Genomic DNA, 13,401 nt, shown 5'->3' on the forward strand with positions numbered 1-13,401 from the left:
GAAGGATGGGTGCGGGGGTGACGCGGGCGGGTCAGGTGCAGGGGCGCTTGCGGGCGGCCTCGGCGGTGGCGCGGCCGGTCTCGGCCAGCGTTCCCAGGTGGGCGGCGACTGCTTCCAGGGCGGCGGGGCGGAGCTTGTAGTACAGGAAGCGTCCGCAGGGCTCGGTCTCCACCAGTCCGGCCTGCCTCAGCAGCCGCAGGTGGTTGGACAGGTTCGTCTGCTTGGCACCGGTCTCCTCGACCAGGTGGCACACGCACAGCGACTCGGCCGCCAGCAGCGTCACGATCTGCATCCGCAGCGGATCGGCGAGAACCCTCAACGCTTCAGTATCGACTGATATCACCATGGGCTGATACGTTACCGGTTGCGGGGCCGCCACGCGACCCCCGAGCGGCCACCGGTCCTGGTCGGTGGCGCCTTCCTGTGCTGGAGACACCCATGTCAGACACGCCGCTCCCGATCCTGCCCGACCCCAGACTCCTGTCCGGGGCAGCCCGCCTGGCCCTGCGCTACGGCGGTACCTTCGCCCCCGAGACCGTCCAGCAATTCCTGGTCGACTCCTACCAGCGCCTCGCCGAAGCCGCTGCGGTCCGCACCCACCTGGTGGTGCTGGCGGAACGGCTGGCCGACGAGCGCCTCGCCGCGCTGGCCCACACCCAGGACCTACCGGGCGGGATACCGCGGGTGCTGTTCGTGTGCACCGGCAACGCCGGACGCTCCCAGCTGGCCGCCGCCCTGCTCGCCCACGCCGCCAACGGACGCCTCCAGGTCTCCTCGGCCGGCACCCGGCCCGCCGGGGTCCTGGACGACTTCGTCACCGAGGTCCTGGCCGAGGTCGGCGCGAACCTTCCGGTCGAGTGTTCCCCAAGCCGCTGACCGAGGAGGTCGTGGCCGCCGCCGACATCGTGGTCACCATGGGCTGCGGCGACGCCTGCCCCATCCCGGCAGGCCGTCGCTACATGGACTGGCCCGTCCCCGACCCGCACGGCCAGACCCTCGATGCCGTCCGGCAGATCCGCGACGAGATCGCCCACCACGTCGCAGACCTGGTCGCCGAACTCGCCTCCGCCACTTCCTGAACTCCTCCGTCACCACCCGATCAGAAAGCACCCGTCTGCGATGACTGCCGCCCCCGCCGCCTCGGTCCTGTTCGTCTGCGTCCACAACGCCGGTCGCTCCCAGATGGCCGCCGGGTTCCTCACCCACCTCGCAGGCGACCGCGTCGAGGTCCGCTCCGCCGGGTCGGTCCCCGGTGACCAGGTCAACCCCTCCGCCGTCGCCGCGATGGCCGAGGTTGGTGTCGACATCTCCCACCAGACCCCCAAGGTGCTGACCACCGAGGCCGTCCAGGCATCGGACTACGTCATCACCATGGGCTGCGGCGACGCCTGCCCGATCTTCCCCGGCAAGAAGTACCTCAACTGGGAACTCGAAGACCCGGCCGGGCAGGGCGTGGAGGCCGTGCGCCCGATCCGCGACGAGATCAGGAAGCTGATCGAGGGCCTGGTCGCCGAGATCGACGCCAAGCAGCAGGAGAGCTGACCGCTATGACCGAGCCGATAGTGCACGAGGTCGTCGTGATCGGGTCCGGCCCCGCCGGATACACCGCCGCCCTCTACACCGCCCGCGCCGACCTGAAGCCCATTGTCTTCGGCAGCGCCATCTTCGTCGGCGGCGCGCTCACCACGACCACCGAGGTTGAGAACTTCCCCGGGTTCCCCGACGGCATCCAGGGCCCCGACCTCATGAACAACATGCGGGCCCAGGCCGAACGATTCGGCGCCGTGATGATCGACGACGACATCGTGGCCGTCGACCTCACGGGAGACATCAAGGAACTGACGGACACCGAGGGCGCCGTCCACCGGGCCAAGACCGTGATCGTGGCCACCGGCTCTGGCTACCGCAAGCTCGGCCTGCCCCGCGAGGACGAGCTCTCCGGACGCGGCGTGTCCTGGTGCGCTACCTGCGACGGGTTCTTCTTCCGCGGTAAGGACATCGTGGTCGTCGGCGGCGGCGACACCGCTCTGGAGGAAGCCACCTTCCTGACCCGCTTCGCCAACTCCGTCACCATCGTCCACCGCCGCGACACCCTGCGGGCCTCGAAGGTCATGCAGGCCCGCGCCCAGGCCGACCCGAAGATCAGCTTCGCCTGGAACAGTGAGATCACCGAGATCCAGGGCACCAACCGTGTCAGCGGCGTCGTCCTGCGCGACGCCCTCACCGGAACCTCCCGCGACCTGGCCGTCGAAGGCATGTTCATCGCTTTCGGCCACGACCCGCGCACCGAGTTGTTCACCGGGCAGCTCGGTCTCGACGACGCCGGTTACCTCAAGGTCGACGCCCCCTCCACCCGCACCAACCTCCCCGGCGTCTTCGGTGCCGGCGACGTCGTCGACCACACTTACCGCCAGGCCATCACCGCCGCCGCATCCGGCTGCCAAGCCGCCCTCGACGCCGAACGGCACCTCGCCACCCTCGCCCACGAGAGCGCGACCGCGAGTCTCACCACAGCCTGAACCTCCCAGGTTGTTGCGCCTTCGCCAGAGGATGACCTGCACGTTCGGGCCAGTGAGCCGGCAGCAGAGCACCTCCGTGAACATGACGCCGAGGAATACAGCACGCCCGGAATATCGCCCCTTCGCCACTCCAGGGGAGCGAAGTACCAACACCGAGAAGCGGCACCGACATGTCGGTGCCGCTTCTCGGCTGTTCAGCGGTCAACCGCGGATGTCGCCTTTGGGTAGTGCGCCTCGAAAGTCGCAGCCGGGGCACTGATCCTCGCCCTGGATGTGGCCCTCGTACCAGCCGTGGACGGCAGCGTGCAGGATCGCGTCCTGCACCGAGGCTTCGCCGCTTTGGACTGATGCGATGGCGTTGCCGACGATCACCCGGAGCGCGGCGTTGTCGGGCGAAGGGAATGGAGGGGACGGCATCGGAGAGTCAGACGTCATGAACGCAGAATAGGGGCGGGCATGACTGCTGGTCAGCCGGTCGGCTCGATCTCGTGGAGAGCGGTGCCGTGCAGGTCGCTGCGGAATCCTCGTCCGAGGGGCCGCCAGTTCCGGAAGGTGGCGGGCCTCCAGCGCGGCCGGTCCGGCACGGTGGTGTCGTCGGGTTCCGGCAGGGCGCCCCTGCTCTTGCGGCTGCGGGCGGCGCGGACGCTGATGCCCAGGTGAGCGGCGACCTCCGGATACCCCCAGAGTTGCTGGTCGTCTGCCATCGTGTCCTCCGTCGTTCGTCGGTGATGAGCGTACGCAACGCGCGGCTGGACATACGGCAAGGCCGCCCCATACCTGTTCGGCATGGGGCGGCCTTCTGCGGATTCGGTCAGACCTGGGCGAGGCGGTTCGACAGGTCGAGGGCGGCGGTCGCGACCGCGAGGGCGGCGCACAGGCCGAGGACCTCGTGGACGGTCGGTCGGATCAGGCGCGGCCAGTCGTCCGGGGCGGCGGGCCAGGAGGCGAGGTGCACCTCGGTGGTGGCCAGGCCCAGGTGGGCCGTGACGTCCCAGCCTGCGATGGGGGCTGGCTCCCAGTGCAGGCGGACGCGGCCGAGGGGGAGTCTGGGGGCGTCGGCGGCGAGCCAGGCGACGTCGAGCGGCCCGTCGGGCTGGGCGGAGACACGCTGGACCAGCGCGCCGCTCACGCCGTTCGGCATGGGCCGCAGGGCGAGCCCCAGCAGGGGAAGGAGGGGCGGGGGAAGGGGGTGCGGTGAGATGGGGCCTCCGGTGCTGGTCGGTGGGGTTGGGTCAGGCCCAGGCGAGGGCGTCGCTGACCTCCGCCGGGAGGTAGCCCTCTTGGCCGTCGTCGGCGATGAACGCCTTGCCGTCGCGGACGACGACCTCGGCTCCCACGTAGTGGGTGAAGGGGAAATCGGGGTTGATGGCGAGGCGGATCGGCAGGCTGGGGTCGAGGCTCTGGAGCTTGCTGAGCAGTTGGCCGACGGTCAGGTAGTGGGGAATGGGAACCTCCGGGAGTGGGATGACGGGCAGGGGTGATGGTGCGTCAGGATCCGTCGAGGCGGAGCAGGTCGCGAAGGGCCTTGAAGTCCTTGGGGTGGCTGGCGAGGTGTCGCTTGCGGGTCTCGTTGACGTAGCCCTTGCCGGGGTCGTTCATCTGCCAGCCGCCGCACGAGCAGATGGCCTGTGTGTACGCGCGGCCGGGGCAGTTGGGATGGAGCGGCTTTCCCGAGCTGGTGTGCCTGTGCTCGGCCGGGCAGAGACTTCCGTCGGCGTGGTGGTTGGTGAGCGGAGCCTTGTGGGACATGGCATCCCTTTCGGGAGGGCCCGGCGGCTGGCACGCCGCCGGGCCGGTCTGGTCAGGTCGGGTCGGGTGGAACAGGCCCGTGTCGTTGTGCGAGGTCCGGGTGACCATCCCGAGGTGCAGGAGGCGAGAGAGGGCGCAGACGGTGGAATGGGAACTCATGCCCAGCCGGTCCCGGATCTCGTCGGCCGTTGACGCGGCGTGGGCGTTCAGGTCGGCCATCGTTCGCAGCATGTGGACGTCGCCGACGGCGCGGTGGCCGTGCGCGACAGCAACGGTGACGCTGGCAGCAACGACGGCGAACGTCGAGGGAGTGATTCAGGCGAGAACGAGGGAGGCACCGGCCGATATCTGGGCGGCAGTATCGATGAGTTGGAGGTTGTGGATGTGCTTCAACTACGTGCCTTTCGTGGGGTTGGCTGCGAATCCGGGGTTCAGTGGCCAGGGCTGGCGATGATCGCGGCGAGGAATCCGGCGACGGCCTCGGAGGGGGTGTGGAGGCCGAACTCCTGGACCCACGGGTCGCCTTCGGTGGGCTGGACCCGGATCTGCCAGACGATGCCGCGCTTCCAGGCGTCGGAGTCTTCGGGGAGCCAGCCGACGTAGACGCGACCGTCCGGACTTGTGATGTGGACGTTCGCCTCCGGGGTGGCGAAGATCGCCCAGCCGAGGGCGATGAGGAGGTCGAGCACCGGGCCCGCGCAGTGGTCCGAGGAGAGCCAGGAGCGCTCCTCCACGGCGGGGCGGACGAGGGCGGGCAGGAGGGCGGCGGAGGTGTTCACGGTTGAACGTTCCCTTCGTTGACCTGCGGTTTTTCCCGACATCCGTACGTTGGCATGCAGTGTGCCGAAGTACGTAGTCGTTTCCCGGGAGAGGTCGTCTGCCGTGGGCGAACCGGCCGCCCGAGGTGCACGACCGGCAGCCCGGGAATGGATCAGCGGACGCGGTTGTCGTACAGGGGTTGCGGCGCTGGGTCGCACGGAGCCGGAGGGGGACCAGGCGTGGCGGAGTCGAGCAGACATTGGGACGGAGCCGGACTGGAGCGCAAGATCCGGGCGGCCGGGCGGCAGTGGACTGTCGGAGACATCGCGATGATCGCTGACGGGCAGTGGGCGGTCGGTGCCCACTCCGATGGACGGGATTACGAGGCGGCGGTGGTGGAGCGCCGGATCGCCGACGGGCGTCGCGTCGAGCTGACGCTGGAGGAGCTGGCCCGCGCGGTGGGCTCCCGAATCGGGGAGGCCCACCGCGACGAGGACCTCGCCTGACCGGTCAGCGGCCTGGCCCCAGTCCGACCCCGGACGGGCCGACAGCGGCTGACGGGGCGGGCTGGTCGGGTGCCTGGCCCAGGGCGCGCGGTGCGTGCCCGGAGCGGGCGACAGCGGCCTGGGCCAGCCGGACCGCCGGTGCCCGGTCGGCGGTCACGGTGGCTGCACGCGCTTCGATCACGTGGCCGATGGCCTGCAGGGCGGTACGGCTCTCGGCCTGGGCGACGCGAAGGTCCGCTGCTGAGCTGGTGATCCGCTCCAGGTCGTAGAAGGCCGGCACCTGACCGGGCCGCGTGAGGGCGTGCAGACGGTCCTGGTACACGGCGACGGCGTTGTCGGTGACGACCAGCGTCGAGCGGATGTGCATGGCCGAGCGCAGGAGCGGGTCCTTCACGGGTCGTTGGACTGCGGCGGCCTCCAGAGTGGCGATCGGCTGGCCCCAGGCTTGCTCGATGAGCGCGTCGGCCTGTTCGAGTGCGGTGGACGTGGACACGGGCTCACTGCGAGCCTGACTCATCCCAGAGCTATGGGAGAGAAAGCCCAGGTCAGCGGCCTGTGTGATTTCGGGTGGGGATGGCAGAATCCGCAGTACGCCCGCATTGCGGAAGATAACGAGCGGGGTTTCGGCTCCGCTGGGCGCTTCGGTGACGAAGCGTTGTCTCCGTAGCTCAGGGGATAGAGCGTTCGCCTCCTAAGCGAAGGGTCGCAGGTTCGAATCCTGCCGGGGACACGCAACGAGGGGTCGCTCCGGTACCGCCGCGGCGACGCGTCGCCATAGATCCTTTTTTCCACGCCTGTGGACAACTCCTGTGGATACGAGGCTGCTTGTACCTTCATGGTCCCGGGCCTGGCGATGATCCTCGTCCAGGCGGCCCTGTTCCTCGCGGGCAGCCCGCCGTTGTGGGTCAAGAGCGCCGATGCCGGAGCCGGGGCAGCGTCGCGGCTGTCGCCATCCAGGCCGCCGCCTCGCTGGCCCCGGCGGGCTGGAAGCGGGCCGGAACCCAGCGCGCCGCCCGCGCCCGCTGGCGGCCTACGTGCTCGCGGCGCGCTCGCCGCAGCGCTGATCGGCCCCTGGATGGTCCTGGTCCTCCTCGCCGCCGGTGCCGCGGAGGCCGTCGTCCGCGCCCGCCACGTCGACCCGGGTCGGGGGTGGCGGATGGCCTGGCCGCTGCCGCAGGCCGCCGCGGCTCCCGCCCGGGCGGCCTGCTCGCCCTGGCCTGGGTGGCCTTCAAGGCTGTGCTCAGGTCCAGCCGGGCAGGCCCGTTGAGCCGTAGGCGGTGGGGTCGACCTGGGCCTCTCCGGCGGCGTCGGCGAATGCCTGGAGGGCTCGGACCATGGCGCTGCGGTGCTCGTGGGGCATGGTGGCGACGATGCGGGTGATCTCGGCCTGCCTGCGCTCGGTGACCGCGTGGACCACCCGGCGTCCCGGTTCGGTGGCGACCAGCCGCACCACCCGGCGGTCCTCGGGATCGGGGGTGCGCTCGACCATGCCGGCGGCGCTGAGGCGGTCCACCATCCGCATCGCGGTCGAGGGGTTGACCGCGAGCTGCTCCGCGAGGCGGGACAGGCTGGTGGCGCCGTTGGTGTCCAGGACGACGAGCATCCGGAACTGCGGCACGGTCAGCGTGTCCTCGACCGCGGCGAGCGAGCGGGCGCTGATCGCCACCAGCACACGGGAGGCGGTCAGCACCGAGGTGACCATCTCGTTGACGGTGGCGGGGTCCTGGGACGGCAGGGCATCGGGCATAGAGCAGTTCTACCTGCTCGGACCCGTGTTTGTGGAGTCGGACGCCACCCCCTTCCTTCCGTCCATGCAAACATTGCATACTGCAATCTTGATGGGGCTGTGAGAGTCGATCCCGCCTAAAGGACAAGGCCATGAAGTTACGGGCTGATCGGCTCTGTCAACAGGATGTCTATGCTGATGGTGGCCTTGTAGGTGCGTCGGTCGACGCGCAGGCTCTTGTACGCGTAGCGGGACAGGGGGCGTTTGACGGCCCGTGGGCTGACGCGCAGGCGACGGTCGGGCATCGGCTGGTCAAGGACGGCGCGGCCGATCGCGCCGACGACGTCGATGACGGTGTCGGCGATGACTCCCGCGGCTTGGACGACCTGGTCGCGGGCGGCCTGGAGGGCGATGCTGAAGCTGGCGCGGTCCGGGTCGGCCCCGGGCACGGAGGTGGCGTCGGCGATCGCGGTGCGGATCAGCTGGTGGGCAGCGAGGAGGGCGTAGACCTCCTGGGCGATGCCGGCCATGGTGCGGGCGCGCAGGACCCGGCGGCCGAGCATGGATTTCTTGATCGCGAAGAAGGTCGATTCCACTTCCCACCTCTCGTGATACAGCTTGACCAGCTCGAATGCCGGGTGGCTGCGGTGGTCGAGCAGGGTGGTGGCGAGCCGATAGACGCCGGTGGTGCGCCCGGCGGTGGTGGCGATGGTGATCTCGCATTCGATGATGCGGACCTCCAACGCGCCGATCCTGGAAAGGAACGAGCCGTCCTCGAAGCGGCGCAGGACCGGCGGCTTGCGGTTGGCTGAGAGCCGGGCCAAAAACGCCGCCCCGGTGTCGGCGACCGTGGCCAGGTAGGCATTGGAGGCAAAGCCCCGGTCCAGCAGTACGATCATCCCGGCGCGTAGGGAGCGGGACAGGCGCCTGCCGTGGGTGGTCTCGCCGAGGCTGCGGGGGCCGAAGACGGCGTCGATGACGGCGCGGGTGCCGCAGGCGACCAGGGCGACCAGGCAGATCTGCGGGTAGCCCGAGGTCGCGTACTGGTTGGTGACTTTGCCCAGCCGGGACTGGGTAGCCGGATCATCGGGAATGTCGAGGTAGGTGCCGTCGATCGCGACCACGAGTAGTCCCGCCCAGCGGGCCCCGGCGGTGCGGATGGTCGACGCCGGTCCGCGCAGTAGGTCGAACAGGGCTTGCATGGGGCGCACGCCGAGCCGGGCGCGGGCGTGCCACAACGCGGTGGCGGTGACCTTGGGGAGCGGCAGGCGGTCCAGGGCGGCGGTGAGTTTTGACCACACTCTCGGATAGCCGCACTCTTCGAACAATGCGGCGGCCAGCAGCAGGTAGACCACCACACGGGCCGGAAGCTTCCGCAGCCTGCGTTGGACCGCCCCGCTTTCGACGAGCGCGGCGTCGACCATCTCGAAGGGCACGAGCTGCGTCAACTCGCCCAGGTGGCCAGGGGCATAGAGACCTTCGGCTACCGCGATCTCGCGGGTGATGACAAAATGACCGGACAGCGGAGCTCCCGTGGTGAACGACTCGTCTTGGCGGACAAGCCGTTCTACCGGGGCTCCGCTTCTTGCGTCCGGTCGACCGCAGGACTCACAGCAGCCCTTGCCATCAGGCACAGCACCGTAACTTCATGGCCTTGGCCTAAAGGAGTCCGTGTGAGCAAGTCCTCCCTCAGCGCGCGTAGTGACGCGCGCCGTCGAATAGCGGCCCAGCGCGCGGCCGAGGCCCACCGTAGGCGCATGGTCACTATGGCCTCGGCGGCCGTGGCCGTGGTCGTACTGGCGGTGACTGGCCTGGTGGCGGCCCGCGCGACCCGCACCACTGCGGCCGCGACTCCACCCTCCTCGGCCGTCGCGGGGTCCGGCGCAGCGTCGGCCTCACTGCTGGCCCAGGTGACCGGTGTCAGCGCGACCACCTTGGACCGGATCGGCACCGGGCAGGTCGACCAGCCCCCGATCGCGATCAAGAACGCGCCCGCCCTGAGCACGGACGGAAAACCGGAAGTCCTCTACATCGGTGCCGAGTACTGCCCCTACTGCGCGGCGGAACGCTGGCCTATGGTCCTCGCGCTCTCGCGCTTCGGCACATTCCACAACCTCCAGCTCACCCACTCCGCCTCCGGCGACGTGGACCCGAACACCCCCACCTTCTCCTTCCACGGATCCACCTACACCAGCGCCTACCTGTCCTTCACCGGCGTGGAGACCAACACCAACCAGCCCCAGGGCAGCGGCTACGCGCCCCTGGACACCCCCACCGCCGCCGAGCAGCAGCTGCTGTCGACCTACGACGCGGCCCCGTATGTCTCGGCGTCCAGTGCGGGATCCATCCCGTTCGCCGACCTGGGCGGCAGGTTCCTGGTCTCCGGCGCCTCCTACTCCCCGCAGCTGCTCGCGGGCAAGAGCCAGCAGCAGGTCGCCGACACCCTGAACGACCCCGCCAGTCCGATCGCCCAGGCGGTCGACGGCACCGCCAACGCGCTGACCACGGCACTGTGCCAGCTCACCGGCGGCAAGCCCGCCAGTGTGTGCACCTCCACCGCCGCCACCGCCTTCGAGGGGAAGCTGGGATGAGCAACCCGACCACCCGCAACCCCGCGCCACCGGCACCCTCTGCCGACGGTGCGCCCCGGGTGCCCGCGGCTGTCCCCATGCTCGGGGTGGTCCTGGCGCTGGCAGGGTTGGCGATCGCCGCCTACCTGACCGTCGAGCACTACACCAGCCCCGCTCTGCTGGCCTGCCCCGAGAACGCGGTCATCAACTGCCGCAAGGTCACCAGCAGCCCCCAGTCGGCGATCGCCGGCGTCCCGGTGGTCTGGCTCGGCGTCGCCTACTTCGCCGCCATGACCGCCACCTGCGTGCCGGCCGCCTGGCGCAGCCGCCACCGCGCCCTGCGCACCGGGCGCATGCTGCTGGCCACGGCCGGGATCGCCACCGCCCTGTACCTGGTCTACGCCGAGCTGTTCGAGATCAACGCGATCTGCCTGTGGTGCACCGCCGTCCACGTCATCTCCGCGCTGCTCTTCGCCCTGACCGCCTTCGGCACCGCCCTCACCAGCAGGCCACCGACCCGGGCCGGCTGACGCGCCACCCTGCGGCACGCCAGGGCCACCGGGTGCGGGGGTCGTACCACCGGAGCCCGGTGCCGCCCGCGCGGTACGGGAGCTGCTGCACGCGGTGGCGGGGCGCGCGGTACCGCGCGTCCTCGATCCTGGGATATGTGATCCCTATCCAATCTTTGCATACTGCAATTAAGGGCTTATGATGGATCCCGGAGCCGGTACCGGCCCCAGCGTCCGACGGCCGCCCATGGCCGCCTCCACCGCCGGAGGTGCGTGCACGTGTTCCCGTCCACCACTCGAAATCGTGACACCCGGCCCCATGCGGGCCCCGTTGGCGAGGAAGTCGATCGCCATGCCCGCGCCCTGGTTCTGGGCGCGGTGAGCACCGGGGGCACGCCGGCCCTGGATATCGCATTGATCCGGGCACGTGCGGGCGATCCGGTCGTGGCCGCGATGACGGTCGGCGAACTCCTGCGCGCCCTGCCCGACGTGGGCTGGCTGACCGCCCGCGACATGCTCCGGCGCGCCGGCATAGGCGACGACACCCGCGTGGGCGACCTCAGTGCCGCCCAGCGCGGCGGACTCGCCCAGGTCCTGTCCCGGGTCGGAGACGCACACAGCAGGGGTCTGCCGCTGTGAGCGTCCCGCCCGCGCCGCCGGTTCCCTCCCAGCCCGCGACCACCGACGAAGGACTCGTGTCCACCAGCCCCAGCACCATCACCGCGCTCCTGCGCGACGCACTCAACCAGGGTGAACGCCTGCGCCTGACCAACTACCTGCACCCCGACGTGCACTGGCACAACCCCCACGGGCAGGGAGCCGACTACCACGGGCGTACCCAGGTCCTGGTGTGCTACGCCCGCCTGCACGCCCAGGGGACCCGCACCGCCGTCGAGGAGACCTTCACCTACCCCCAGGCCGTCGTCCTGGGCCTGCGTGCCCACCCTGCCCCGGACGCAGAGCCGACGCCGACCGTCGAGGGCCTGCTGCTCTACCAGGTCTTCCACATCGCCGACGGGCTGATCACCCACATCGACGGATTCAGCGACCGCTACACCGCACTGGACGCCGCCTACGCCGACTTCACCCGCCCCCCGCACCGTCAGCGCCCGCGCGAGGGCGACCGGTGACCGGCCCGGCCCGCAGGCGGCTGCGGCGGATCCACCCACGCGCCGCACAGGAGGCGGAGGTGCCCGGATGGCTGCGCCGGTGATCGTGGTGGGTCTCGACGGCTCGCCCAGCAGTTGGGATGCCTACTGCTGGGCGTTGGGGCAGGCAGCACGTTCCAGGGGGCGCCTCGTCGCGGTCTTCGTGACGCCGGCCGTCAACCCGGTCGCGGTCGCCTCCCTTGCGGGGCAGATCGACTACGGCACGCTCCAGGAGGCCGAGGACGAGGTGGCGCGGACGCTGCGGGCCGGGGCCGAGCAGCGCGCGGACGACCTCGGCGTACCCGTCGCCTTCGTCCAACAACTCGGCGGGGTTTCACGTGTCCTGGCCGGACAGGCCCGGGCCGTGAGGGCCGACCTTCTCGTCGTGGGCCGATCCACCAAGATCCGGCACCGCCTCGCCGGAGCGCTGGGCCGACGACTCGCCCTGCGCCACGACACCCCCATCGTGGTCATCGTCCCCTGAGCGCACGCAACCGCCGACACGGGGACGCTGCCGGCCGCGACGGGCAGGCGGTGCGGTCAGCCGGACACCTCGGCCGTCAGGTGGACCAGGCCGCCGACCCCGAACTCCAGCAGCAGCGACACGGTGCTGCCTCCGGACAGTCGCCGGGGGTCGGGCAGCGTCACCCGCGGCCCGCCCTTGCCGCCGAAAACCGTCGTCGAGCCGGGGTCCAGCTCGATCCCGGCAGGCGACAGCGAACCGTCGTCGCGGCTGTCGCCGGTCAGCGTGCCCTGCACACCACCCGGCGCCTCCACCATGGCCAGCTGCTCCGGAATGGAACTGGCGTTGCGGACCGTCATGCGCAATGCCCCGGTGGCGGGATCGACCACCGCTCCCGTGATCTCCAGCACCACGCCGGATCCTCGTACGGTCAGCCGCCCGGGGGTGGACGCCGCCGTGGCGGGCGCACTCGTGGCCCCCGCGGCAGGGGTTGCCGCGGTGGTCGACGGCGCTGCCGCAGTGGCGCCCGCCCCGTGTGCTCCGCATCCCGTGGCCAGCGCGCCCACGAGGACAGCGGACACAACGGCGGTGCGCAAGAAGCCCGGGTACTCGCGATTCGACATCATCTTTGCATTATGCAATGTCTGTCTTCGTGGCCTTCCACCGCCCCACTGCCCCCTGTCCCCGCCCTGTCTCGGACCGGGTTGCCATGTGAGTACCCGTCATCCGGTTTGTGAGCCAGCCGGAATGCCGTCGCCGGGCCGGTCGGGAGCAGCGTCCCGGGCCGGTCCGCTTGTGCGGCAAGGGGCGGCCGGCGGTGACCCACGTCGGGGCAGAGGCAGAGGCAGGGTCAGGTCGCGGCGGCGGGCGGCAGTGCGTCTCGCAGCGCCGAATCGCGGCTGGTGTGAGTGCGGATACGGGTGATCCGGCTATGCCGGAGGTGAAACACCGCGTAGCGGAGCTGTGGAGCGCGGCCGCTCTGGGGCGTCGGCTGCACGAGTCCCAGGGTGACGGCACCCGGGCGGACCACGGCCTCCTCGGGATGGGCGCGCAGACCCTGCTCGTGCAGGCGGCCGAGCCAGACGAGGGCCTGCGCGCGGCTGCACGGGTGCTCGGGCCCCTGGGGGACGGCTTGCAGTGAGACCGAAGGCGTCAGCAAGTCCAACTCAAGCAGCGGCGTCAGCAGTCCGGTCGCCAAAGCAGCACGTAGGTGCGCACAGATCGACAAGGAACCGGCGGGCACGGCGACACTCCAGGGGCGGGACAGGCAGGCGCCCGGGGCACCGGGCCCGATGCAAGGGAACTGCTCCGCTGCGGCGAGCACACAGAAAGCGACAAGGGCAGCAGCCGGATCCCTGTCTCCACCATGCTACGAGCAATCCATTGCATGATGCAAAGGCAGGTGGTCGGCGTCGCGTGTGGACGCACCGTGCCCGGGGTCACCGCGCCCCG

General features: G+C 70.5%; 21 protein-coding genes and 1 tRNA gene. 12 read left to right on the plus strand and 10 right to left on the minus strand.

Features of this window, described 5'->3' with window-relative positions; genetic code table 11:
• Positions 1-31 precede the first annotated feature (31 nt).
• Complete coding sequence (locus GXW83_RS02270; RefSeq protein WP_182441196.1) at positions 32-346, minus strand: helix-turn-helix transcriptional regulator; 315 nt, start codon at positions 344-346, stop codon at positions 32-34.
• Positions 347-438: 92 nt separating this feature from the next.
• Between GXW83_RS02270 and GXW83_RS35005 the strand changes: the two genes are divergently transcribed.
• The 4 genes from GXW83_RS35005 to trxB are packed head-to-tail and all read left to right on the plus strand — an operon-like array spanning position 439 to position 2,519.
• A complete protein-coding gene (locus GXW83_RS35005; protein WP_304940947.1) occupies positions 439-876 on the plus strand; it encodes a low molecular weight phosphatase family protein in 438 nt (145 codons plus the stop codon).
• Positions 858-1,079 (plus strand): hypothetical protein, encoded by a 222-nt coding sequence (locus GXW83_RS35010; protein ID WP_304940948.1) that lies wholly within the window; start codon positions 858-860, stop codon positions 1,077-1,079. The genes GXW83_RS35005 and GXW83_RS35010 overlap by 19 nt, the downstream gene beginning before the upstream one ends.
• Positions 1,080-1,119: 40 nt before the next feature.
• Positions 1,120-1,542, plus strand: coding sequence for an arsenate reductase ArsC (locus GXW83_RS02280; protein ID WP_182441197.1), 423 nt, complete (start codon positions 1,120-1,122; stop codon positions 1,540-1,542).
• 5 nt (positions 1,543-1,547) lie between these two features.
• A complete protein-coding gene (gene trxB, locus GXW83_RS02285; RefSeq protein ID WP_182441198.1) occupies positions 1,548-2,519 on the plus strand; it encodes a thioredoxin-disulfide reductase in 972 nt (323 codons plus the stop codon).
• 201 nt (positions 2,520-2,720) lie between these two features.
• On the opposite strand, the gene GXW83_RS02290 is transcribed toward trxB, so the two are convergent.
• The 5 genes from GXW83_RS02290 to GXW83_RS02315 all read right to left on the minus strand — a co-directional run bounded on the left by GXW83_RS02290 (position 2,721) and on the right by GXW83_RS02315 (position 5,047).
• Complete coding sequence (locus tag GXW83_RS02290) at positions 2,721-2,954, minus strand: hypothetical protein (protein WP_182441199.1); 234 nt, start codon at positions 2,952-2,954, stop codon at positions 2,721-2,723.
• Between the two features lie 32 nt (positions 2,955-2,986).
• Positions 2,987-3,223, minus strand: a complete 237-nt coding sequence (locus GXW83_RS02295; RefSeq protein WP_182441200.1) for a MarR family transcriptional regulator — start codon at positions 3,221-3,223, stop codon at positions 2,987-2,989.
• Positions 3,224-3,330: 107 nt separating this feature from the next.
• A complete protein-coding gene (locus GXW83_RS02300; RefSeq protein ID WP_182441201.1) occupies positions 3,331-3,660 on the minus strand; it encodes an esterase in 330 nt (109 codons plus the stop codon).
• Between the two features lie 347 nt (positions 3,661-4,007).
• Entirely contained in the window at positions 4,008-4,487 is a 480-nt protein-coding gene (locus GXW83_RS33690) for a hypothetical protein (protein ID WP_225446697.1), read from the minus strand.
• A 212-nt stretch (positions 4,488-4,699) separates the two neighbouring features.
• The gene (locus GXW83_RS02315) at positions 4,700-5,047 is read right to left on the minus strand and encodes a DUF317 domain-containing protein (protein WP_182441202.1); all 348 of its coding nucleotides are present in this window, start codon (positions 5,045-5,047) and stop codon (positions 4,700-4,702) included.
• 309 nt (positions 5,048-5,356) lie between these two features.
• Here GXW83_RS02315 and GXW83_RS02320 point away from each other — a divergent pair, with 309 nt between their 5' ends.
• A complete protein-coding gene (locus tag GXW83_RS02320; protein WP_225446698.1) occupies positions 5,357-5,533 on the plus strand; it encodes a hypothetical protein in 177 nt (58 codons plus the stop codon).
• 4 nt (positions 5,534-5,537) lie between these two features.
• Here the strand turns inward: GXW83_RS02320 and GXW83_RS02325 are convergent, their stop codons facing one another.
• Positions 5,538-6,026: a hypothetical protein gene (locus GXW83_RS02325; RefSeq protein WP_182441204.1), complete on the minus strand. Its 489-nt coding sequence runs from the start codon at positions 6,024-6,026 to the stop codon at positions 5,538-5,540.
• 164 nt (positions 6,027-6,190) lie between these two features.
• Between GXW83_RS02325 and GXW83_RS02330 the strand changes: the two genes are divergently transcribed.
• Positions 6,191-6,263, plus strand: a tRNA-Arg gene (locus tag GXW83_RS02330).
• 510 nt (positions 6,264-6,773) lie between these two features.
• Here the strand turns inward: GXW83_RS02330 and GXW83_RS02335 are convergent.
• The gene (locus tag GXW83_RS02335; protein WP_182441205.1) at positions 6,774-7,280 is read right to left on the minus strand and encodes a MarR family winged helix-turn-helix transcriptional regulator; all 507 of its coding nucleotides are present in this window, start codon (positions 7,278-7,280) and stop codon (positions 6,774-6,776) included.
• A 137-nt stretch (positions 7,281-7,417) separates the two neighbouring features.
• Complete coding sequence (locus tag GXW83_RS02340; RefSeq protein ID WP_370466853.1) at positions 7,418-8,782, minus strand: IS4 family transposase; 1,365 nt, start codon at positions 8,780-8,782, stop codon at positions 7,418-7,420.
• A gap of 234 nt (positions 8,783-9,016) precedes the next feature.
• Between GXW83_RS02340 and GXW83_RS02345 the strand changes: the two genes are divergently transcribed.
• The 5 genes from GXW83_RS02345 (at position 9,017) to GXW83_RS02365 (ending at position 11,970) form a co-directional block, all read left to right on the plus strand.
• Positions 9,017-9,850: a DUF929 family protein gene (locus GXW83_RS02345; protein ID WP_182441206.1), complete on the plus strand. Its 834-nt coding sequence runs from the start codon at positions 9,017-9,019 to the stop codon at positions 9,848-9,850.
• Positions 9,847-10,359 carry a vitamin K epoxide reductase family protein gene (locus GXW83_RS02350; RefSeq protein WP_225446700.1) on the plus strand — a complete coding sequence of 171 codons (513 nt, stop codon included), beginning with the start codon at positions 9,847-9,849 and terminating at the stop codon, positions 10,357-10,359. Before GXW83_RS02345 ends, GXW83_RS02350 begins: the two co-directional genes overlap by 4 nt.
• 258 nt (positions 10,360-10,617) lie before the next feature.
• Positions 10,618-10,977, plus strand: coding sequence for a hypothetical protein (locus GXW83_RS02355; RefSeq protein ID WP_182441207.1), 360 nt, complete (start codon positions 10,618-10,620; stop codon positions 10,975-10,977).
• Positions 10,978-11,033: 56 nt separating this feature from the next.
• Positions 11,034-11,468: a nuclear transport factor 2 family protein gene (locus GXW83_RS02360; protein ID WP_182441208.1), complete on the plus strand. Its 435-nt coding sequence runs from the start codon at positions 11,034-11,036 to the stop codon at positions 11,466-11,468.
• Between the two features lie 67 nt (positions 11,469-11,535).
• Complete coding sequence (locus GXW83_RS02365) at positions 11,536-11,970, plus strand: universal stress protein (protein ID WP_182441209.1); 435 nt, start codon at positions 11,536-11,538, stop codon at positions 11,968-11,970.
• A gap of 56 nt (positions 11,971-12,026) precedes the next feature.
• Here the strand turns inward: GXW83_RS02365 and GXW83_RS02370 are convergent, their stop codons facing one another.
• Positions 12,027-12,362 carry a hypothetical protein gene (locus GXW83_RS02370; RefSeq protein WP_182441210.1) on the minus strand — a complete coding sequence of 112 codons (336 nt, stop codon included), beginning with the start codon at positions 12,360-12,362 and terminating at the stop codon, positions 12,027-12,029.
• Between the two features lie 518 nt (positions 12,363-12,880).
• On the opposite strand from GXW83_RS02370, the gene GXW83_RS02375 reads away from it, so the two are divergent.
• Positions 12,881-13,090: a hypothetical protein gene (locus GXW83_RS02375; RefSeq protein WP_182441211.1), complete on the plus strand. Its 210-nt coding sequence runs from the start codon at positions 12,881-12,883 to the stop codon at positions 13,088-13,090.
• Positions 13,091-13,401 lie beyond the last annotated feature (311 nt).

The organism is Streptacidiphilus sp. PB12-B1b (genome assembly GCF_014084125.1).
Taxonomy (GTDB): Bacteria; Actinomycetota; Actinomycetes; order Streptomycetales; family Streptomycetaceae; genus Streptacidiphilus.